The sequence below is a fragment of the Stenotrophomonas sp. YIM B06876 genome (assembly GCF_030711595.1).
Taxonomy (GTDB): Bacteria; Pseudomonadota; Gammaproteobacteria; order Xanthomonadales; family Xanthomonadaceae; genus Stenotrophomonas.
Window position 1 is genome coordinate 21,878 of record NZ_JAUJUJ010000021.1, and the last position, 19,793, is coordinate 41,670.

Here is a 19,793-nt window from a genome sequence, read left to right on the forward strand (position 1 = left end):
TCAGGACGAAGATATGAATAGCATGACCCGCGCGCTGTTGTTCTCTCTTGCTTCACTGATGTTTTCAGGCCAGGCGGTAGCTGGCTCCAGTGCGGAACCCGCACAGGATGTGGATGCCCTCCAGGTACTGGTAACGCTCGACGCGCGAGGCAAGGTGAGCCGCATTGACCTTGCTGACCGCATGTCCCCCGCACTGACCCGCGTGCTGCGCCAGGACATCGAGCAGATTGTCAGCAGCCCGGCGTTTAATGCGACCGGCTCGCTTACCGGCCGCCAGTTCGTGGCCAACATGGCATCCACGGTGACCCCGCTCGCCGACGGCAATTATTCGGTGGATTTCACCATGGTTTCCTCACAGCCGCTGTCGCACGGTACTTGGGTCTGGCAGCGCAGCAGTGCTGACAACCCGATCCGGCGTGATTACCTGCGACTTTCCAACCCTTCACTCCAGCTCGAAGCTCGTTTGCCGAAGGCTCCGGTGATGCTCGATGGATCCGCGCCATAAAATTCCGGCGGTTACGCCGGGCGGTAAGCCGCAGGATCCAACAAGGGCTCCTTCGAGGCCCTTGTTGGATTTCCCGAGACGCCCGCCGACTCTCGGGATTGCCAAAGAGTGCCACCCCCGCTACCGCTGAATCACACAGAGAGAGCGCTGTGTGGCCGCGTGCACTTGGCCCTTCAGACTGACCTCATAGCCATATCAGCCGCCGGCAATGGCTTGGCCGGCGAGCTGGTTTGCCTGCTGTCGCAGTTCGGGGGTGACGATGGTTCGTAGTGATTGTGCATGCGCAGGTTGCCAATCACATGGATGGTGTCATGTTCCATGCCATTGCCAGATCGGAGACGGCCAATGGCATCGACATTCAACCCGCGTCCCTGCGGGCCGGGTTCAGCCCGTCGAGCAGGTGGGAAACATCCCTGGGCACATTTCACGGGAAAGCCACCGCCCAGATGGCCGGGTGCAACCGGCCACCGCCGGCGTCAGCCGTACCGCTGCTCCAGCAACGCCCACGCGGCCTGCTGCGCCTGCACCCGCAATTCGGGAATAGCCAGGCTTTCCCACAACCGGCCAATACGCAGACTGCCGATCACCCGCACCCGCGGCTCGGCGATGCCGTGGGCATCGAGCAGGCTGCCATCGGCGGCGGTATCGATGCCGATGCCGTGTGGCCCGGAACAGACCTGGCCGCTACCCAGCATCTGCTGCAGCAGCGGGTTGTGCATGGCCTGCACCCGCATCTCGACGCCAGTGGCGTTGATCACGCAGTGCACGTTCAAGCGCAACGGCCGACGCTGCGCATCCAGCGCCGCCACCTGCACACCGGCGCCTTCGCCGGCCACGCTCTCCAGACGACCACGGTGCACCTGCAGCTGGCCGCGCTGGATCATCCGCTGCAGCTGCGCATGCACCGGCGCGGCGATGCGGTGACGATGCACATCCCAGTAGCGCACCACGTGCCGCAGGAAGCGGCGCTGGTCGGCGGCCGAAAGGCTCTGCCACAGCGCTTGCCCCAGCGGCCGGATGCGATCCATCACGCTCTGCCACGGAATGCCGCGTGCCTGCGCGGCGGCCGCATGCCTGCGCAGCGCGCGCATGCGCTGGCGCAGGTCCATCGCCAGCAAGGGCTGCGGGTCGTAGTCGGCGGCCGGGCCTTCGGCGTGCGGCAGCGGCAGCAGCGCATGCCGCGAGATCACATGGACCGCGCCGCGATGACGGGTGTCTGCCAGCGATACGACGCTGTCGGCCATGCTCAGGCCGGTGCCGACAATGCAGATGTCAGCCTCGCTGGCGATGGCCCGCACCGCGTCGAAATCCCATGCCTCCACCCGCTGCCGGGCAGAGAGCGCGCCGGCGCCGCGCGCCGGCAACGGCCGCAATACATTGCCGGTTGCCAGCGCCAGCCCCTTGACCTGCACCGGCGCCCCGTGCTGCAGGCCCAGCTGCAGTCCGTCAGCGGTTTTCTCCAGCGCCAGCACCCGGTCCTGCAACACCTGCAACTGCGCCGCGCTGGCGTCCTGCGCCTGCTGCAACCGCCTCTGCAGGTAGCCGGCGTAATGGCCGCGGCTGACATAGGTGCGCGCCAGCGTGGCGCGGTCCAGCGCCGGGTACGCCGCCTGCTGCATGAGGTAGTCGAGAAAATCGTCCGGCTGGTCGATAAACCCGCTCATCTTTGCGGTCGGCACGTTGAGCAGGTGCTCCGGATAGCGGGTGGCGTAAGCCACCCCCTGGCCCAGCGGGTGCGGCTCGATCAGCGCAATGCGCAGGGGCTGGTCGGCGTTGCGCAGCAGCTGGATCGCGGTGAGGACGCCCGCGGCCCCGCCGCCGATGATCGCGAGATCGAACCCGCGGCGATTGTCGGTTGCAGTCATCGGCCAATTGTAGGCGATGGGCTGCTGCGCCCTTGGCGTCGGCGCACCGCTGCCGCGGCGGTCGGCCCCGGATCACATCAACGCGTCGGCCAACCGCGCGATTCCCTCGCGGCTGCGCCGCCACGCCGGGCGTTGCTGCCAGCGCGCCGCAGACAGCTGCTCGCAATCGGCCAGATAGTCCGCCTCGATCACCTGCAGCCGCCGCACCACAGCGGTGTCGTAACACAGCACGCCGATCTCGGCATTGAGCGCGAAGGAGCGGATGTCCAGATTGATCGAGCCCACCAGCGCGATGTCATCGTCCACGCTCAAGTGCTTGGCATGCAGGAAGTGCGGCCGGTACAGCGCGATCCGCACCCCGGCGCGCAGCAGCTCGTCGTAATAGGCCTGCTGCGCCCAGGCGGTCAGCCGCTGGTTGTTGCTGGCCGACAGGATCAGTTGCACCTGCACCCCCGACAGCGCGGCGATGCGCAATGCACTCAGCGTGGCCTCGTCGGGAACGAAATACGGCGTCACCAGTACGATCCGGCGCCGGGCCAGATGGATCAGCGCATTGACCGCATCGCGCGCGTTGCTGAACGGATAGGCCGGGCCGCTGGGCAGCAGCTGGGTGGCCACATCGGCCGCGCACAGCGGCACATCCGCCATCACTTCCAGCCGCTGCCCGCTTTCGATGAACCAGTCGCTGGCGAACACCGCCTCCAGCTGCGCCACCACCGGCCCTTGCAAGCGCGCAACCAGCTCACGGTTGGGGAAACCGGGCACAAAGTCCGACGCGGCCAGATTCTGCGAGCCGATATGGCCGACGCGGTTGTCGATCACCGCGATTTTGCGGTGGTTGCGCATATCCATGCGCCCGCTGCGCCGCCAGCGCAGACCACCGGGCAGCATCGCCCGCACCTCCACGCCGGCGGCCAGCAGGCGCTTGCGATAGCGGCGCAATCCGCGTTTGGCGCCCACCGCATCAAGCAGCAGCCGGCAGTGCACGCCACGCGCCGCCGCCTGCTCCAGCGCGGTGATGACCGCCTCGCCCACCGCATCGTCGAACATCAGGTAATACAGCAGGTGCACGCGCTGGCTGGCGCCGGCAATGTCGTCCAGCAGCGCGCGCAGGGCCGCGTCGTAATCATCCAGCAGCATCACCGCGTTGCCGTGGATCGGCATGAAATCGCCCTGGCGCTCGACCAGCGGGGCGATTTCGGCAATCGGGGTATCGCCCGGCGGCAGCCACCGCAACGGCTGCAGCAACACCTGCTCTTCGCGGATCACCTGCGAAGACTCGGCTTGGCGCCGGACGCGCTGGCGCGACAGCCACGGCTCGCCCAGCAGCAGATACAGCGGCAATCCCAGCAGTGGCACAAACCCGACCAGCAACAGCCAGCTGCGCGCCGCACCGGGCGTGCTGCGGGAGGGAATCCAGAACAGCGCCGCCAGCCGGATCAACCAGTCCAGGGCCAGCAGCAACCACGACATCTGGAACCCTTCGACTGCCATCAGCCCACTCCCACCGGAGGATCCCGCCGATTCTGCGGCCCCGGCCTCCAAACACCAAGAAACCGCAGGAAGTCGCTGCCGGCATCATGGGCGCGGGCCGGCCGTGTGGTTGCCGGGATGGAAAACACAAAACCCGCCTTGCGGCGGGTTCTGGGGTGAAAGCAGACCGGTCATCCACGAATGGATTACTTGATCTTGCCTTCCTTGTACATCACGTGCTTGCGGACGACGGGATCGTACTTCTTGATCTCCATCTTTCCGGGGGTGTTCTTCTTGTTCTTGTCCGTGGTGTAGAAATGCCCGGTGTTAGCCGAGGAAATCAGACGGATCTTGTCGCGCTTACCTGCCATGACTCTCTACTCCTCAGACCTTTTCGCCGCGGGCACGCAGCTCGGCCAGAACGGAATCGATACCGTTCTTGTCGATGGTGCGCAGGGCATGGGCGGAAACACGAAGCTTGACCCAGCGGTTCTCGCTGGCAACCCAGAAGCGACGCTCGTGCAGGTTGGGCAGGAAACGACGACGGGTCTTGTTGTTGGCGTGCGAGACGTTGTTACCCGTCTGCACTCCCTTGCCGGAAACTTGGCATACGCGGGACATTGCGCACCTCGGTAGATTTGATGACTTCCTTAGCCAGGAAGACGGCGGCCCCGGCGGTTACCCGCCACGCGTCATGGGAATCAAAGGGTTACGCCGACGAGGGTGGCCGGATGACGTGTTCCCGGCCACCGACCCGGACAAAACCGGGCACAGCGAGCCGGAAATTATGCCGGCACCCGGCGCCGAGTGCAAATCCCGCGCCCGAAAGATTCATTCAGCGGCAAAAGACAGGGTCCGGCTCCAGCGCAGCGGCTTGGTTGCGCGGCCCGGGTCGGGTGGGAACAGGGTCATGTAACCCGCGGCGATGGCCCGTTCACGCAGCCGTTCACCGACACCCTCGGCCACTTCGACGTCCACATGGGTGACCTTGCCCTGCGAGTCCACGTCCATGGCCCACACCAGCCGGCCGACCCACTGCTGCGGCGGGATCGAGGCGTCGTAATTCGGCCGCCCGGCCACATACGGAACCGAGCGCGCCAGATACTGCGGCGAATCCTCGATGCGAGGATCGACACGGACCTGCGCCGCCTGTTCACGGCCATCGCCGAGCACGGCGCGCACCGTCCACTCACCCGCGGTGCCCCCTTTGCCCAACTCTGCCGGATAGCAGCGTTTGGTACCCCGGTAATCGGCATGCCGCTGCAGCGAGACCCTCTTTCCAGTGGCATCCAGCAGCTCAAGCTGCAACTCACCCACGTCGGCGGGACTGGCAGTGGCTGTGATGCATATCTGGTGGTCATGCCCGCCTTCAGTGACGAATTGCCGGGTCTGTTGCCGGGCGATCGCATCGGCCGGTGGTTTGGACCAAAGGAACTCGATGTGGATGCCCGCGTCCGTCGCAGCAGCGCCGCCGCCGAACAGCGACATCAGCCCCGCCGCCAGAACAACCTGGTGTGTCTTTATGGCCCCTCTCCCTGAACGTGTCACACGATTGTGCAAATGCAAACGGAACCGCTGCAGCGGATAACGGCAGCGGGCACCGAGGAACATGTGCTGCAAGGTAGCGGCGGCGTTGCCCGTTACACAATCGGCACGGACAAACCGCTCATCCGCCACGACCCGTGGGTACGCCACCGGTCACCGGTCACCGGTGACACGGTCGCGCCACCGCGCCAGGCTCAGCCCGCGGTCTTGCGCGCGGCGATATACGCCTGGATCTGCTGTTCCAGTACCGGCAGCGGCACCGAGCCCTGCTTGAGGATGGCGTCGTGGAACGCCTTGAGGTCGAACTTGTCGCCCAACTCCTTCTCCGCCTGCGCGCGCAGCCGCACGATGGCGATCTCGCCCAGCTTGTAGCTCAGCGCCTGCGCCGGCCAGGAGATGTAGCGATCGACCTCGGTGGTGACTTCATGCTCGCTCAGCGCGGTGCGCTCACGCAGGTAGGCCAGCGCCTGCGCACGGGTCCAGCCGTAGTGGTGCACGCCGGTGTCGATCACCAGCCGTGCGGCGCGCCACATCTCGTAGGTCAGGCGGCCGAAATCCTCGTACGGGGTTTCGTAGATGCCCATTTCCACACCGAGCTTTTCGCAGTACAGGCCCCAGCCTTCGCCGTAGGCGGAGATGTAGTTGTGGCGGCGGAACTCGGGTTGCTCGCCCTGTTCGGCCGCCAGCGCGCCCTGCAGCGCGTGGCCCGGATCGGACTCGTGCAGCGTCAACGCCGGCAGGTTGTACAGCGGCCGCGCCGGCAGGTTGTAAGTGTTGAGCCAGTAGGTGCCCATGCCGCCACGGCCGGCGGTCCAGAACGGGGCGATGTCCGCCGGCACCGGCACGATGGTGAAGCGCGCGCGCGGCAGGGTCATGTACCTGCCGATCACCCCGTCCACGCGCTTGGAGATCCACGCCGCCTTGTACAGCAGCTGCTCCGGGGTGGTGGCGTAGAACTGCGGATCGGTGCGCAGGAATTGGAGGAACTGGGCGAAGCCGCCCTTGAAGCCCACCTGCTGGATGATCGCGTCCATGTCCTTCTGGATGCGCGCCACTTCCTCCAAGCCGATCTGGTGGATCTGCTCGGGCGACAGTTCCAGCGTGGTGTATTCGCGGATCTGCTGGCGGTAGAACGCCTTGCCATCGGGCATCGCTTCGGCGGCCAGCGTGGTGCGCGCCTGCGGCACGTATTCCTCGCGGAAGAAAGTCAGCAACCTGGCGAAGGCCGGCACCACCTTGCCGGCAATGGCCTGGCGCGCTTCGGCCTGCAGCTTCTGCTGCTCGGCCGCGGGAATGCTGGCCGGCAGCTTCTTCAGCGGTGCATACAGCGGCGATTGGGTCGGGTCGGTCAATCCGGCCACCGCGGAAATCGAGCCGTCGCGGCCTTCCAGCACTTCACGCGGCACGCTGAAACCGCGCGCAAGCCCAACGCGCATGTTGTCGGTGTGCTGGGCGAAGTAGCGCGGCACATCGTTGAGGCGGGCGATGTAGTTGCGGTAGTCGGCCGCGGTCTTCATCTCGCGCCGGGCCATGAACGACAGGTTGGACCAGAACGAGGAGTCCGAGTTGAACGGCATCTCGTAGGCGCGCAGGCGTACCGCATCGGCCAGGTTGCGGATCTGGGCGTGATAGATCGCCAGGTTGATGCGGTTGTCCGCCGACAGCGCCGCCGGATCGAGCGTATCGAGCTGGGCGAGCACCTCATCCCACACCTTCAACCGGGCCTGGTGCGCGGCGGCGCCGACATCGGGCAGGCGCGTGGCATTGGCCGCGCCGTCGCTGTCCTCGCTGGCTTCACCACCGCCGGTCTGGCGCCACTTCCACTCCTGCTCGTAGATGGCGCGGAATTGCGCATCGGCGGGACTTTCGGCCGCCAGGCTGGCCGGGGCGGCGGCCGCGCTGGCAGACGGAGCGGCCAGGGCCACGCCGGCAGGAAAGGCCAAGGCGAGCAGCAACGCGGTGACGAGCGGTGATTTCACGATCAGGGGTTCCCGGTGGGCGGCAAACCCCGATCATGGCATCCGGCGGAAGCGATGCGCATGGATCAAAGGTCCTGCCGCGCGCCATGAGCGTCGGGCGCCATGGTCCAGGAACGCGTCGCCACGCACGGGAGGGTGGCCGCCCCGCCGCATCACGCCCTGCGCGGGCAGGACCGGCGGATCGGCGGCCGACGGTGGTCGCAAAGAGCAGCCTGGCATGGCCCGGCAAGCGCACCAGCGCGATACGCACCGGCGTGCACGCGCCGCCGCCCAAGCCCTCAATGCGTCGCCTTGTCCCGCTTCCAGCCGCGGTGCCGGATATCCAGGTGCAGGCTGTACAGCGCGGTGAAGGCCGGAAACAGGTTCTGCAGCACGCCCACCGAATCCTGCTTGGCCGAGAACAGGAAGTAGCTCAGCGTCATCAGGCTGCCGATCACGCTCATGTACCAGAACAGGCGCGGGATCACCGGCTTGCCGGCGCGGCGCGAAGCGACGAACTGCACCAGCCAGCGGCCGCCGAACATCAACGCGCCGGTATAGCCGATCAGCTTCCAGCCGGTGATATGCACCCCGGTCCAGTACAGCCAGGTCAGCGGCTGGTCGAGCCAGTGCAGGTCCATCAGCGCTCTTCCACCACGGTGCGCTTGCTGCGCGCGATCAACCAGGCCATGCCGCGCAGGTCGCGGATGCCGACCAGGGCGCGGCCGAGATTGGTGTACTTGGACACGCCGCTGGTGCGATGGCGGTGGTTGACCGGCACGCTGAGCGTCTGCCAGCCGGCGCGCTGCATCAATGCCGGCAGGTAGCGGTGCATGTGGTCGAAGTACGGCAGGTCGAGGAAGGCGGCGCGTTCGAACAGCTTGATGCCGCACCCGGTATCGGGGGTGTCATCGCGCAGCATGCGCGCGCGGATCGCATTGGCCCACTTGCTGGCCCAGCGCTTGGAACCCGAATCGCGGCGGTCCACCCGCCAGCCGGCAAACAGCTTCACCGCCGGGTCGGCGGCGGTGCGTGCGGCCAGCAGCCTGGGAATGTCGGCCGGGTCGTTCTGGCCGTCGCCGTCGAGGGTGGCGATCCACGGCGCGCGCGCCGCCTTCACTCCGCTGCGCACCGCGGTGCTCTGCCCGCTCTGGCTGACATGGTGCAGCACCCGCAGTTCCGGGTGGGTCGCCTTGAGCGCCTTGAGCACGGTCAAGGTGTCATCGCGCGAATGGTCATCGATGTAGATGATCTCGAAGGCGATCTTTCCGCGAAGCGCGGCGGTGATTTCCTCTACCAGCGGCGTGACGTTGTCACGCTCGTTGAAAACAGGAACAACCACCGAAAGCTCGGGTTGGGTCATTGCAGGATCCGGCTGTGTCATGGAAAAAATTCCGCGCAGTTTCCTTCGCTCAAGTTAGCCGAAGATGAAATCAGGCGCGCGCCCCGAAATAGTCACGACACCATTCCACTACCGGTGGCAGGCCGGATTCGATCGGTGTGGCCGGTTCGTATCCGAATGCCGCCTTCGCCCGCGAGGTATCGGCCATGGTCTGCACCATGTCGCCCGGCTGCATCGGCTTGTAGATCTTCTGCGCCGGTTGCCCGGCCGCGGACTCGATCACACCGATGAAATATTCCAGCTCCACCGGCGTGTGGTTGCCGAGGTTGAACACCTGGTGCGGCACCGGCGCGGTGGAAGAATGCGACAGGGCGCCGAGGATGCCGGCGACGATGTCGGAAACATGTGTGAAGTCGCGGCGCATGCGGCCCTGGTTGAACACCTCGATGCTGCGTCCGGCCAGCACCGCGCGCGCGAACAGCAGCGGCGCCATGTCCGGGCGGCCCCACGGGCCGTACACGGTGAAAAACCGCAGGCCGGTGGCGGGCAGGCCGTACAGCTGCGCGTAGGTGTAGGCCATCAGCTCGTTGGCGGCCTTGGTTGCCGCGTACAGCGAGCGCGGCTGATCCACGCGCTGGTCCTCGGAAAACGGCGGCGTGGCCGAGTCGCCATACACCGAACTGCTGGAGGCATACACCAGGTGCCGCACCCCGCGATGCCGGCACAGTTCGAGCATGTTGACGAACCCGGCCAGGTTGCTGTCGACGTAGGCGTGCGGGTTTTCCAGCGAATAGCGCACCCCGGCCTGTGCGGCCAGGTGGATCACCGCGGTCGGCTGGACCTCCTCGAACAGCGCGGCCAGACCCTCGCGGTCGGTCAGGTCGAGCGTGCGGATATCAACCTGCGGACACAGCGCGGCAACCCGGTCGCGTTTGAGCTGCGGGTCGTAGTAGCTGTTGTAGTTGTCCAGCCCGACCACGCGTTCGCCGCAGGCGGCCAGCGCCTGGCAGGTGTAGGCACCGATAAAGCCGGCGGCGCCGGTAACGAGAATGGTCATCAGATAAATCCTGATTTTTCAGTGGACGGCGCACCGGATCGACGCGGCAGATCCGGTGCGCGCGGCGGCGCTTGATAATAACGCGGCACAGGCAGGGACAATGCGCGAGCGGGCCGCGGCCATCGGATTTCAGCCCAGCAGCGGCGCTTTGGCCAGCGCGGCCTTGCGCTCCTTGCTGAAGGCCCACCATGGCTGCGGCGCTTCGCCGGCCATGAAGCGCAGGATCGACAGGAACACATCGATCACACACGGGTCGTGCATCACCCCGGTTTTCATGCACAGCTGCGCGTACATGTCGTAGGCATCGCGGCCGCGCAGGTGCGCCGGTACGCGGATGCCGATCAGGCGCAGATCTTTTTCACAGGCCGGCCCCACATTCGGGAGGTCGGTCAGACTCAGCAAATGGTTGCGGTCGACCTTGGTGGGGTTCATTGCGTTGCGGTCACCTCGACAGCGTGCGGAAGATCAGCCCTGGGGCCGTGTGCGCAACTTTTCCAGCACGCCATCGAGCGTGTCCAGATCGGTGTAATGGATCACCAGCTTGCCCTTGCCGCCACGGCCATGATTGATCGCCACCCTGGTGCCGAGCGATTCGGACAGTTCGGTTTCCAGCGAGGCGATATCCGCCTGCGGCATGGCCGGAGCCGGTTTGGCGTTGCGCGCGCGGGGCACCTTGCCCACGGCGAATTGCTGGGCACGATACTCCACTTCGCGTACCGACCAGCCTTCATCGGCGGCGTCCTGCGCCAGCTTGGTCGCCAGTTCCGGCGCCAGCGTCAGCAGCGCGCGGGCGTGGCCCATCTCCAGCCGGCGGGTTTCCAGCAGCACGCGCACGCCGACCGGCAGATCCAGCAACCGCAGCAGGTTGGAGACCGCCGCGCGCGAGCGGCCCACCGCCTGCGCCGCTTCGGCATGGGTCAGCGAAAATTCGCTGATCAGCCGCTGCAGCGCTTCGGCCTCCTCAAGCGGGTTGAGGTCTTCGCGCTGGATGTTCTCGATCAGCGCCATCGCGATGACGGTGCGGTCTTCCAGCTCGCGCACCACCACCGGCACTTCATCCAGACCGGCCAGCTGCGAGGCGCGCCAGCGGCGTTCGCCGGCGACGATCTCGTACCGGTCGCCTTCAATCAGGCGCACCAGGATCGGCTGGATCACGCCCTGCGCGGTGATCGACTCGGCCAGCTCGGCCAGCTTGCCTTCATCCATCTCGCGACGCGGCTGGTACTTGCCCGGCTGCAGCTGGGTGACCGGCAGTTTGCGCAGGATTTCACCGGCCAGGGGTTCGATGGCCGCGGCCGCCTGGACCTGGGTGACAGCACCGCGGGGGCCCAGCAATGCATCCAGACCCCGGCCCAGACCGCGTTTCTTGGCACCGGACGGCTTGCTGACAGTCATCAGACGCTCTCCCTGGCCATGCCGGCCTCGATGCGATCACGGGTGCGGCGGATGATCTCGCCCGCCAGGCCCAGATAAGCCACGCCACCGCGCGAGCTGCGGTCATAGCCGAGGATGCTCTGGCCATGGCTGGGCGCCTCGGCCAGGCGCACATTGCGCGGCACGATGGTGCGGAACACCTTGTCGCCGAAGTATTCGGTCAACTGCGCCGACACCGCGTTGGCCAGATTGTTGCGCACATCGAACATGGTGCGCAGCACGCCTTCAATCTCCAGCGCCGGGTTCAGATCCACCTTCAGCGCGTCGATGGTCTCCACCAGCGCGCTGAGGCCTTCCAGCGCGTAGTACTCGCACTGCATCGGCACGATCACCGAGTCGGCGGCGGCCAGCGCATTGAGCGTCAGCAGCGACAGCGCCGGCGGGCAGTCGATCAGGATGAAGTCGTACTGGCCGCGGATCGGCGCCAGGGCCTGTTTCAGCCGCTGCTCGCGCGCGGGCTGGTCCATCAGCCGGATCTCGGCGGCGGTCAGGTCGATGTTGCCCGGCAGCAGGTCGAAGCCTTCCGGGGCGGCCACGCGGATCTCGGCGGCGCTGTTTTCGCCCAGCAGCACATCGCAGGTGGAGGCGGCGACTTCACGCTTGTTCACGCCACTGCCGGTGGTGGCATTGCCCTGGGCGTCCAGGTCGACCAGCAGCACGCGCTTGGGCGCGGCAGCCAGGGCAGCAGCCAGATTGACGGCCGTGGTGGTTTTGCCGACGCCGCCTTTCTGGTTGGCGATGGCGATGATGCGAGCCATGCAGGAGAGCCTCGTGGGCGGGGTGTGACCGGGCATTATGCGGGCAGCGGGCGCCGGGCGGAAATCGGCACCGCCGGCGCGGGCGGCCACGGCGGCCTCAGGTGCGGCCGACCACCACCAGATGGCGATCGCCGACCAGCCCCGGAACCTGCAACGGACGCACCTCGCGCACCGCCCAACCAGCCGGCAGCTGGGCGATTTCCTCGTGCGGATACACCCCCTTCATCGCCAGCAGATGGCCGCCAGGACGCAGCAGGTGGCCGCCGACGGCGATGATCCCGGCCAGCGTATCCATCGCCCGTGCGGTCAGGTTGTCATAGGCGCCCGGCTCGTCCAGCGCTTCGGCGCGCAGCTCGGCCACACGCGCGTTGCCCAGCTGCAGCTGGCGCACGGCCTCGCGCAGGAAGCGCGCCTTCTTGCCATTGCTCTCCACCAGCGTGACCTGCAGCTGCGGCCGGGCGATGGCCAAGGGAATACCCGGCAGCCCGGGGCCGGTGCCCAGGTCGGCCAGCGTGCCGGAGTCGACATACGGTTGCATCGCCAGCGAATCGAGCAGGTGGCGGGTGACCATTTCCTGCGGATCGCGGATCGCGGTGAGGTTGTAGGTCTTGTTCCAGCGCACCAGCAGCGCCAGATAGGCCAGCAGCTTTGGCGCCAGGGCGACCTCCAGCCCCAGCGCGCGCAGGCCCTGTTCCAGTTCGGTGGCCACGGCGGCCGGAAGCGTGTTCTCGTTCATGGCGGCGATTATCGCAGTCTTGGCCACCTGCCCGCCCGGTCAAGCAACGCGCCGGTTGCAGCGTCCGCATCGGTGCGGCGCCGTCACAGCGGATACCACGCCAGCGCCGCGCGGAAATCGTCCGCGGCCTGCCATTCGTGCAGCTGCCAGCGCGAGGCCTGGCCCAGGCCGGGGTCGCACCACACCAATTGCAGCGCGCCGGCTGCATCGGGCGCGAAGCGCAGCTTGTGCAGGCCGAACGAGATGCCATGGCCATGCGCCTTCAACAGCGCCTCCTTGACGCACCAGACACGGAAAAACCAGTGTTCACGCGCCGCGGTGTCCAGCGCATCCAGCCAGTCGATCTCGGCGGGATGGAAGAATCGCCGGATCACCTGGCGCATGTGCACGCGTGGCCGTTGCCGCTCCAGGTCCACGCCCAGCCGCACCTGTTCGCCCAGCGCCACCAGCAGATGGCCGCCACTGTGGCTCCAGCCGGTGCCATAGCGTGCCAGCGCGCCGATCAGCCACGGCCGGCCGCGCTCGTCACGGGTCAACGGCAGGTTCTGGGCACTGCCCCCCAGCTGCGCGGCCAGCAACTCACGCGCCTGCGGTTCACCGCGGGTGCCCGGCACGTGCGGCAGCTGCCACACCCGCACCGGCCCGAACTGCCAATACGCCGACGGCACCGCGGGCAAGGGACTCACCGCCACCGCGGTAGCGCCGCAGTGCACGGAGAGTTCACGCCCGGACCTCTTAACTGTGCCGGTCGCACCGCCTGGGGTGCATTGACGCAAGGAGCTGAAAACATGGGCATCATCATCTGGTTGATTGTGGGCGGCGTGGTCGGCTGGCTGGCCAGCATCATCATGCGCCGCGACGCGCAGCAGGGCATCATCCTGAACATCGTGGTCGGCATCATCGGGGCACTGATCGCCGGCTATTTCTTCGGCGGCGGCATCAACGAAGCCATCACGCTGCGCACGTTCCTGTTCTCGCTGATCGGCGCGGTGATCCTGCTGGCGATCGTCAACCTGTTCACCCGCAAAAGCATCCGCTGACCCGCGCCACGGCGCGGCCACGGGAAAACAAAGCCCGGCTACGGCCGGGCTTTTCCGTGCTCAGCCCAGTTGCACCCAGGCCGGGGCGTGGTCGCTGGGGCGTTCCCAGGTCCGCGGCTCGCGGTCGATCCCCGACGCCACCGCACGCGGTTTGAGGGCATCGGACACCAGGGTCAGGTCGATCCGCAGACCCAGGTCGCGGCGGAAGCCGGCGGCGCGGTAATCCCACCAGCTGAAGACGCCGGCATCGTCGTGATGCAGGCGGAAGGCATCGTGCAGGCCCAGCGCCAGCAGCTTTTCCAGCGCGGCGCGCTCGGCGGTGGAGGTGAGGATGTGGTCCTCGTTCCATACCGCCGGGTCGTGCACATCGCGCGCCTCCGGGGCGATATTGAAATCGCCCAGCACCACCAGCTCCGGGTGGCGCTGCAGCTCATCGGCAACCCAGTCGTGCGCTGCGGCAAGCCAGCGCAGCTTGTAGGCATACTTGTCGGTGCCGACGTCCTGGCCGTTGACCACATACAGGTTGATCACGCGAACCCCGCCGATGGTGCCGGCAATGACCCGCTTCTGCTCGTCCTCGAATCCGGGAATGCCGACCTGCACATCCTCGATCGGCTGCCGCGCCAGCAGCGCGACGCCGTTGTAGGTCTTCTGTCCGGCAAACACGTTGCGGTAGCCCAGCTCCAGCAGCCGGGTGTCCGGAAACCGGTGGTCCTCCAGCTTGGTTTCCTGGATGCCGACCACGTCCGGGGCGAAATCGGCCAGCCACTGTTCCAGGTGCGGCAGGCGCACATTGAGCGAATTGACGTTCCACGAAGCGATTTTCATCGCACAATTCTAAGCCCTGCGCCGCAGGCCGGGGCCAGGCGGCCGGCCGCACTCACAACAAAACGTATTTCGTGAATGTCGCGGAAGACAGTTTTTCGTCTGTCCTATTTCCGCAGACTGCGCTGGATGATGAGGGGAAACCATGCGTAGCAAGCTGTTCGTGCCCGGTGCACGCCCGGAACTGTTCGACAAGGCGATGGCCGGCGATGCCGATGCGCTGTCGTTCGATCTGGAAGACTCGGTCCCCGAGGCCGGCAAGGCGCAGGCCCGCGGCGCCGTGGCCGATTTCCTGCGCCGGCCGGAAACCGCCGCCAGCCCCAAACTGTTGATCGTGCGCAGCAACGGCACCGACAGCCCGTACTTTGCCGCCGACCTGGCCGCCGTGGCGCTGCCGGCGGTGGCCCTGCTCAACATCCCCAAAGTCGAATCGGTGGCGCAGCTGCAGGCCGCCATCACCCGGCTGGAGCAGGCCGAGGCGGGCAACGGCGTGGCCCGGCCGATCGGGCTGCTGCTCAACATCGAAACCCCGAAGGGACTGCGCGTGGCCGCGGAATTGGCGGCCGCGCATCCGCGCGTGGCCGGGCTGCAACTGGGCCTGGGCGACCTGTTCGCGCCGCATGGCATCGCCCGCGATCCGGCCAATGTGCACGCCACCCTGTTTGCGCTGAAGATGGCCGCCGCCGAGGCCGGGGTGTTCGCCTGCGATGGCGCCTTTCCGGATGTCACCGACAGTGACGGCTTCCAGCGCGAGGCGCAGATGGCGCAGCGGCTGGGCTTCCTTGGCAAGAGCTGCATCCACCCGCGCCAGGTCGGCCTGGCCAACTCCGCCTTCAGTGTCGCCCCGGCGCTGGTCGAGGAGGCGCGCCGGATCGTGGCGGCGGCCAGCGAGGCCCGCCGGCACGGGCACGGCGCCTTCCTGTTTGAAGGCCGGATGATCGACCTGCCGTTCCTGCGCCGCGCCGAAGCCATCCTCGCCGCGCGCCGGGATGGCCCGGCGTCGACCCCGGCACCGCTTTGAACCCCTTTCTGCTTTCGCGTGGCGGCCGCCCCGGTTTCTGCCGCGCCTTTTCCCGGGAAATCCCCATGATCGAACCTGTGGCCTCGGCCTCCCTCCTGCTGCGGTGCTGGGCGCGCCGCCTGCGTCTGGTCGCGGTCGCCGGGTTGCTGGCGGGCAGCGGCAGCGTTGCCGCCGAAAGCCTGACCACCGTTGCCTCCGGCACGCTGCCGCCCTTGCCGGCGGCGGTGTCGGCCGAGGCGCTGGTCGATGTCGACGGTCGCGCCATCGTCCTGGCCGGACACGATGCCTGGGCGCTGCGCGGCGACCGCACGGCGTGGGAGCCGCTCACCCGGACCGGGACGGACACGGACCGGGACATACACGGCAGCGTCTCCGCCGCCTCCCGCACCTATCTGCTGCAGGGGCCCGATGCCTCGCACAGCGACCGGTTGCGGCCGGTGCGGGTGCAGAACCATTCGCTGGTCTACGGACCCCCGCTGGCGCTGCCGATGCCGCTTGCCCATGCCCACGCCACCGCGCTCGGCGATACCTTCTATGTCACCGGCACCGATGCCGCCGGCGTCACCCATCTGTACCGCCGCAACATCAATGCCGCCAGCACCGTCGCCTGGCAGCGCCAGGCGACATGGCCGCAGGCAGGCGTGCCCACCGCGCTGCAGGCGCAGAAAGGCGCGCTGTACGCCGGCGTGGGCACTGACGGAAAGTCCGACACGCTGTGGCGCTGGACCGCTGAGAACAGCTGGCAGGCGATGCCTCCGCCGGATGGCCGGATCGCCCCCGGTTCGATCCGCGCCCTGGGCCAGGCGCACCTGCTGATGCTGGTCGAGGATCGCGCCGGCCAGCTGCATGCGCGCACCTTCCACACCATCACCAGCGCCTGGACCACGCTGGAAGACACCGCCATCGGCAACGCGCAGAAGGTCATCCGCTGGGGCAACGGCCTGCTCTGGACCTCCCCGTCGGCGTCCGGCAGCACATTCCACCACGCCCAGATCGAAGGCGGAAAACACCTGCTGCACTGGCTCGACTGGGCGGTGATCCTGGTCTATCTGGCGGCGATGCTCGGCATCGGCGCCTGGTTCTACTTCCACGAAAAGCACGGCAACACTTCGGATTTCTTCGTCGGTGGCCGCAGCATCCCGTTCTGGGCCGCCGGCATCAGCCTGTATGCCACCAACACCAGCTCGATCAGCTTCATCGCCATTCCGGCCAAGGCGTTCGAGACCAACTGGCAGTACATGACCAACAACCTGATCGCCGTGCTGGGGCTGGTGTTCGTGGCGATCTGGATCGTGCCGCTGCTGCGCCGGCTGGACCTGATGTCGGTGTTCTCCTACCTGGAAACCCGCTTCCACCCGGCCATCCGCATGCTCGCCAGCGGGCTGTGCATCGTCATGCAGATCGGCAGCCGGATGAGCGTGATCCTGTTCCTGCCGGCGCTGGCCATCTCCACCATCACCGGGGTGGATGTGGTCTGGAGCATCCTGCTGATGGGCGTGTTCACCATCGTCTACACCACCATGGGCGGCATGAAGGCGGTGATCTGGACCGACTTCGTGCAGGTGTTCGTGATGTTCGGCGGCGCCCTGTTCGCCATCGGCTTCATCATCCAGCAGATCCACGGTGGCGTGCCGGAATTCCTGGCCCTGGCCACGGCCGAGAACAAGAGCCAGCTGTTCGATTTCAGCTTCGACCTGACCAAGGCCACCGTGTGGGGCTTCATCTTCCTGGTCGTGTTCGACGTGGTGCTGACCTTCCCCAAGGACCAGGTGCTGATGCAGCGCGTGCTGTCGACCAAATCCGACAAGGAAGCCGGGCGTTCGATCTGGACCTTTGCGGCGATGATGATTCCCGGGGGCTTCGTGTTCTACGGCATCGGCACCGCGCTGTGGGTGTACTACCGCAACAACCCGGAGCGGCTCAATCCGCTGCTGCCGATCGATGCGACGTTCCCGCTGTTCATCGCCGCCGAGCTGCCGGTGGGGGTGACCGGACTGATCATCGCCGGCATTTTCGCCGCGGCGATGTCGACCCTGTCGAGCATCATCAACAGCGTTTCCACCCTGGCCTCGGTGGACTTCTACGAGAAACTGAAGAAGAACCCGACGCCGAAGCAGAGCGTGCGTTTTGCCGAATGGATCGGCGTGGCGGTGGGCCTGCTCGGCATCCTGATCGCGCTGGTGATGAGCCGCTACGACATCCACTCGCTGTTCGACGTCTCCATCGAGCTGGCCGGCCTGCTCGGCGGTGGCTTCGCCGGCGCCTACACCCTGGGCATGTTCACCCGTCGGGCCAACGCCCCGGGCGTGGCGATCGGCGTGGCCGGCAGCATCCTGATCACGATGGCCTGCTGGTCGATGGACCTGGTGCACCCGTACTTCTATCTGGCCATCTCGATCCTGTTGTGCATCGTGATCGGCTATGTGGCCAGCCTGTTCTTCCCGGCGCCCGCCGGTTCGCTGGACGGCCTGACCATCTACCGCGACCGTCCGGTGGAGGTGGCGCAATGAACCGCGCCGCCACGACCCGCAGGCAACGGGCGGTGGTCGCATCGCATTGCAGCGCGCACTGCGGTAGCTTGCGCGCACGCTGAGAGGTCTATCTGTGGAAACCCAATTTCTCAATACTTTCGTCACGGTCGTCGACCGCGGTTCGATGGCCGCCGCCGCGCGGTCGCTGCACATCACTCCGGCGGCCGTGGCCCAGCAGATCCGTACGCTGGAACGCGAGCTGGGCGCGCCGTTGATCGCCCGCGCCGGGCGCACGGTCAGCGTGACCGAGGAAGGGGCGCGCATCCTGCAGCGGGCGCGTGATCTGCTGCGCAACGTCGCCGACCTGCGCAGCGTGGCCAACGAGAACGAACTTGCCGGCGAGCTGCGCCTGGGCGCCTGCCCCACGGCGCTGGCCGGGCTGCTGCCGGACATCCTGTCGCGGATGGTGGCCACCTTCCCGCAGATCAATGTGTTCATCAAACCGGGCTACTCGGCCGATCTGTATCGCGCGGTGGAAGCCGGCGACCTGGATGCGGCGATGGTGCTGCAGGCACCGTTCGCGCTGCCCAAGACCTGCAATTGGCAGCTGCTGCGCGAAGAGCCGCTGGTGGTGCTGGCGCCGGCGCACCTGGCCCACGCCGACCCGCACGAACTGCTGCGCGAGCAGCCGCTGATCCGCTACGACCGCCACGAGTGGGGCGGCCGCCAGGCCGACGAGTACCTGCGCCAGGCCGGGATCGTGCCGCGCGAACGCTTCGAGCTCAACGCCCTCAATGCGATCGCGGTGATGGTCGATCGCGGGCTCGGCGTGTCGCTGGTGCCGGACTGGGCCAAGCCGTGGCCCGAAGGCCTCAATGTGGTGCGCATTGCTCTGCCGCAGCACAGCGAACCGCGCCGGATCGGCATGGTCTGGTCGCGCTCCTCGGTGCGGATCCGGCTGGTGAACGTATTGCTGGAAGAAGGCCGCACCGCGCTGATCGAGCCACAGCGCTGACCCGGCGGGGGACCGCAGCCGTTGGCGGCCGATAAGCAACAAACCCTAGGGAATGAACATAGGCATCCGCAGTTCTATCGCCATGGAGGCCGCCCTAGTCTCACGCGTATTGCCGGTGTAGTGCTTGCAGCGCCCTGGGAGGGCCGTACACACGGGTCGGCGAGGGGACGTTCGCGTCCATGCAAATCCATCGGCGCTGACAACCACCACGTTGTCCCCGCTGTTTTTTCATCCAAGGGGGGAGAACCCGTGATCAAGCCACTATCGGCGGCCATCAGCGCTGCACTTTTCGCATGCGTGATGAGTCCTGCCCAGGCGCAGGACAAGACCGCCATCGACCTGGACCAGGTCATCGTCACCGGTACCCGCACTCCGGTGGCCATCGACAAGGTGCCCGGCGCCGTCACCCTGGTGAGCGCCGAGCAGGTCATCGGTGTGATTGGCCGGATCGAGGTCATCAACGGTCCCGCGGCGGCCGAAGGCATCGGCGGCGTCATCAACTACCTGTCCAAGAACCCGGGCGTGGCCGGCCACGAGACCATCGTGACCACCCGCTACAGCACCCAGTTCAAGGACGACAGCGCCCAGACCAAGATCGGCCTCACCCACGCCTACAAGGGCGAAGCGGCCGACTTCCTGGTCAGCGGCGTCTCTATCGACCGTGGCATCTCCTACGACGGCAACGGCCGCCGGGTGGGCCTGAACACCTCCGGTTCGCTGTTCTGACCGGACTTTTGATCCAGGGCGC

General features: G+C 67.0%; 21 protein-coding genes. 6 read left to right on the forward strand and 15 right to left on the reverse strand.

The window, feature by feature from the left end:
* Positions 1-13: 13 nt before the first annotated feature.
* Entirely contained in the window at positions 14-505 is a 492-nt protein-coding gene (locus QZH66_RS09845; protein ID WP_305805765.1) for a hypothetical protein, read from the forward strand.
* Between the two features lie 476 nt (positions 506-981).
* On the opposite strand, the gene QZH66_RS09850 is transcribed toward QZH66_RS09845, so the two are convergent.
* The 14 genes from QZH66_RS09850 to QZH66_RS09915 form a co-directional block, all read right to left on the reverse strand.
* Complete coding sequence (locus tag QZH66_RS09850) at positions 982-2,370, reverse strand: FAD/NAD(P)-binding protein (protein WP_305805766.1); 1,389 nt, start codon at positions 2,368-2,370, stop codon at positions 982-984.
* 72 nt (positions 2,371-2,442) lie between these two features.
* Positions 2,443-3,864: a cardiolipin synthase gene (gene cls, locus QZH66_RS09855; RefSeq protein ID WP_305805767.1), complete on the reverse strand. Its 1,422-nt coding sequence runs from the start codon at positions 3,862-3,864 to the stop codon at positions 2,443-2,445.
* Positions 3,865-4,049: 185 nt separating this feature from the next.
* Positions 4,050-4,214, reverse strand: a complete 165-nt coding sequence (rpmG, locus tag QZH66_RS09860; protein WP_180545703.1) for a 50S ribosomal protein L33 — start codon at positions 4,212-4,214, stop codon at positions 4,050-4,052.
* A 13-nt stretch (positions 4,215-4,227) separates the two neighbouring features.
* Entirely contained in the window at positions 4,228-4,464 is a 237-nt protein-coding gene (rpmB, locus tag QZH66_RS09865; protein WP_057505668.1) for a 50S ribosomal protein L28, read from the reverse strand.
* A 210-nt stretch (positions 4,465-4,674) separates the two neighbouring features.
* On the reverse strand, positions 4,675-5,454 hold the full coding sequence (locus QZH66_RS09870; RefSeq protein WP_305805768.1) for a hypothetical protein: 780 nt from the start codon (positions 5,452-5,454) through the stop codon (positions 4,675-4,677).
* 128 nt (positions 5,455-5,582) lie between these two features.
* Complete coding sequence (locus QZH66_RS09875) at positions 5,583-7,343, reverse strand: DUF885 family protein (protein ID WP_305805792.1); 1,761 nt, start codon at positions 7,341-7,343, stop codon at positions 5,583-5,585.
* A gap of 302 nt (positions 7,344-7,645) precedes the next feature.
* Positions 7,646-7,987, reverse strand: coding sequence for a lipid-A-disaccharide synthase N-terminal domain-containing protein (locus QZH66_RS09880; protein ID WP_305805769.1), 342 nt, complete (start codon positions 7,985-7,987; stop codon positions 7,646-7,648).
* Complete coding sequence (locus QZH66_RS09885; RefSeq protein WP_305805770.1) at positions 7,987-8,709, reverse strand: glycosyltransferase family 2 protein; 723 nt, start codon at positions 8,707-8,709, stop codon at positions 7,987-7,989. The genes QZH66_RS09880 and QZH66_RS09885 overlap by 1 nt, the downstream gene beginning before the upstream one ends.
* 70 nt (positions 8,710-8,779) lie before the next feature.
* The gene (locus tag QZH66_RS09890; RefSeq protein WP_305805771.1) at positions 8,780-9,745 is read right to left on the reverse strand and encodes an SDR family NAD(P)-dependent oxidoreductase; all 966 of its coding nucleotides are present in this window, start codon (positions 9,743-9,745) and stop codon (positions 8,780-8,782) included.
* Positions 9,746-9,874: 129 nt separating this feature from the next.
* Positions 9,875-10,177: a helix-hairpin-helix domain-containing protein gene (locus tag QZH66_RS09895; RefSeq protein WP_305805772.1), complete on the reverse strand. Its 303-nt coding sequence runs from the start codon at positions 10,175-10,177 to the stop codon at positions 9,875-9,877.
* A 33-nt stretch (positions 10,178-10,210) separates the two neighbouring features.
* The gene (locus QZH66_RS09900; RefSeq protein ID WP_305805773.1) at positions 10,211-11,140 is read right to left on the reverse strand and encodes a ParB/RepB/Spo0J family partition protein; all 930 of its coding nucleotides are present in this window, start codon (positions 11,138-11,140) and stop codon (positions 10,211-10,213) included.
* A complete protein-coding gene (locus tag QZH66_RS09905) occupies positions 11,140-11,937 on the reverse strand; it encodes a ParA family protein (protein ID WP_305805774.1) in 798 nt (265 codons plus the stop codon). The genes QZH66_RS09900 and QZH66_RS09905 overlap by 1 nt, the downstream gene beginning before the upstream one ends.
* Positions 11,938-12,034: 97 nt before the next feature.
* On the reverse strand, positions 12,035-12,673 hold the full coding sequence (gene rsmG / locus QZH66_RS09910; RefSeq protein ID WP_305805775.1) for a 16S rRNA (guanine(527)-N(7))-methyltransferase RsmG: 639 nt from the start codon (positions 12,671-12,673) through the stop codon (positions 12,035-12,037).
* Positions 12,674-12,756: 83 nt separating this feature from the next.
* Complete coding sequence (locus QZH66_RS09915) at positions 12,757-13,350, reverse strand: 4'-phosphopantetheinyl transferase superfamily protein (protein WP_305805793.1); 594 nt, start codon at positions 13,348-13,350, stop codon at positions 12,757-12,759.
* Positions 13,351-13,461: 111 nt separating this feature from the next.
* On the opposite strand from QZH66_RS09915, the gene QZH66_RS09920 reads away from it, so the two are divergent.
* The gene (locus QZH66_RS09920) at positions 13,462-13,713 is read left to right on the forward strand and encodes a GlsB/YeaQ/YmgE family stress response membrane protein (protein WP_305805776.1); all 252 of its coding nucleotides are present in this window, start codon (positions 13,462-13,464) and stop codon (positions 13,711-13,713) included.
* A 60-nt stretch (positions 13,714-13,773) separates the two neighbouring features.
* On the opposite strand, the gene xth is transcribed toward QZH66_RS09920, so the two are convergent.
* On the reverse strand, positions 13,774-14,541 hold the full coding sequence (gene xth / locus QZH66_RS09925; RefSeq protein ID WP_305805777.1) for an exodeoxyribonuclease III: 768 nt from the start codon (positions 14,539-14,541) through the stop codon (positions 13,774-13,776).
* A 142-nt stretch (positions 14,542-14,683) separates the two neighbouring features.
* Here xth and QZH66_RS09930 point away from each other — a divergent pair, with 142 nt between their 5' ends.
* From QZH66_RS09930 to QZH66_RS09945, 4 genes are all read left to right on the forward strand, one after another.
* On the forward strand, positions 14,684-15,559 hold the full coding sequence (locus QZH66_RS09930; RefSeq protein WP_305805778.1) for a CoA ester lyase: 876 nt from the start codon (positions 14,684-14,686) through the stop codon (positions 15,557-15,559).
* Positions 15,560-15,624: 65 nt separating this feature from the next.
* The gene (locus tag QZH66_RS09935; protein WP_305805779.1) at positions 15,625-18,069 is read left to right on the forward strand and encodes a sodium:solute symporter; all 2,445 of its coding nucleotides are present in this window, start codon (positions 15,625-15,627) and stop codon (positions 18,067-18,069) included.
* Positions 18,070-18,163: 94 nt separating this feature from the next.
* Complete coding sequence (locus tag QZH66_RS09940; protein ID WP_305805780.1) at positions 18,164-19,045, forward strand: LysR family transcriptional regulator; 882 nt, start codon at positions 18,164-18,166, stop codon at positions 19,043-19,045.
* A gap of 300 nt (positions 19,046-19,345) precedes the next feature.
* Positions 19,346-19,771 (forward strand): hypothetical protein, encoded by a 426-nt coding sequence (locus QZH66_RS09945; protein WP_305805781.1) that lies wholly within the window; start codon positions 19,346-19,348, stop codon positions 19,769-19,771.
* The last annotated feature ends 22 nt before the right edge of the window (positions 19,772-19,793 follow it).

Bases quoted from the DNA above. Each gene is read 5' to 3' on its own strand.
- QZH66_RS09845 (WP_305805765.1), top strand. From the start codon at position 14: ATGAATAGCATGACCCGCGCGCTGTTGTTCTCTCTTGCTTCACTGATG.
- QZH66_RS09850 (WP_305805766.1), bottom strand. From the start codon at position 2,370: ATGACTGCAACCGACAATCGCCGCGGGTTCGATCTCGCGATCATCGGC.
- cls (WP_305805767.1), bottom strand. From the start codon at position 3,864: ATGGCAGTCGAAGGGTTCCAGATGTCGTGGTTGCTGCTGGCCCTGGAC.
- rpmG (WP_180545703.1), bottom strand. From the start codon at position 4,214: ATGGCAGGTAAGCGCGACAAGATCCGTCTGATTTCCTCGGCTAACACC.
- rpmB (WP_057505668.1), bottom strand. From the start codon at position 4,464: ATGTCCCGCGTATGCCAAGTTTCCGGCAAGGGAGTGCAGACGGGTAAC.
- QZH66_RS09870 (WP_305805768.1), bottom strand. From the start codon at position 5,454: ATGTTCCTCGGTGCCCGCTGCCGTTATCCGCTGCAGCGGTTCCGTTTG.
- QZH66_RS09880 (WP_305805769.1), bottom strand. From the start codon at position 7,987: ATGGACCTGCACTGGCTCGACCAGCCGCTGACCTGGCTGTACTGGACC.
- QZH66_RS09885 (WP_305805770.1), bottom strand. From the start codon at position 8,709: ATGACCCAACCCGAGCTTTCGGTGGTTGTTCCTGTTTTCAACGAGCGT.
- QZH66_RS09890 (WP_305805771.1), bottom strand. From the start codon at position 9,745: ATGACCATTCTCGTTACCGGCGCCGCCGGCTTTATCGGTGCCTACACC.
- QZH66_RS09895 (WP_305805772.1), bottom strand. From the start codon at position 10,177: ATGAACCCCACCAAGGTCGACCGCAACCATTTGCTGAGTCTGACCGAC.
- QZH66_RS09900 (WP_305805773.1), bottom strand. From the start codon at position 11,140: ATGACTGTCAGCAAGCCGTCCGGTGCCAAGAAACGCGGTCTGGGCCGG.
- QZH66_RS09905 (WP_305805774.1), bottom strand. From the start codon at position 11,937: ATGGCTCGCATCATCGCCATCGCCAACCAGAAAGGCGGCGTCGGCAAA.
- rsmG (WP_305805775.1), bottom strand. From the start codon at position 12,673: ATGAACGAGAACACGCTTCCGGCCGCCGTGGCCACCGAACTGGAACAG.
- QZH66_RS09920 (WP_305805776.1), top strand. From the start codon at position 13,462: ATGGGCATCATCATCTGGTTGATTGTGGGCGGCGTGGTCGGCTGGCTG.
- xth (WP_305805777.1), bottom strand. From the start codon at position 14,541: ATGAAAATCGCTTCGTGGAACGTCAATTCGCTCAATGTGCGCCTGCCG.
- QZH66_RS09930 (WP_305805778.1), top strand. From the start codon at position 14,684: ATGCGTAGCAAGCTGTTCGTGCCCGGTGCACGCCCGGAACTGTTCGAC.
- QZH66_RS09935 (WP_305805779.1), top strand. From the start codon at position 15,625: ATGATCGAACCTGTGGCCTCGGCCTCCCTCCTGCTGCGGTGCTGGGCG.
- QZH66_RS09945 (WP_305805781.1), top strand. From the start codon at position 19,346: ATGAGTCCTGCCCAGGCGCAGGACAAGACCGCCATCGACCTGGACCAG.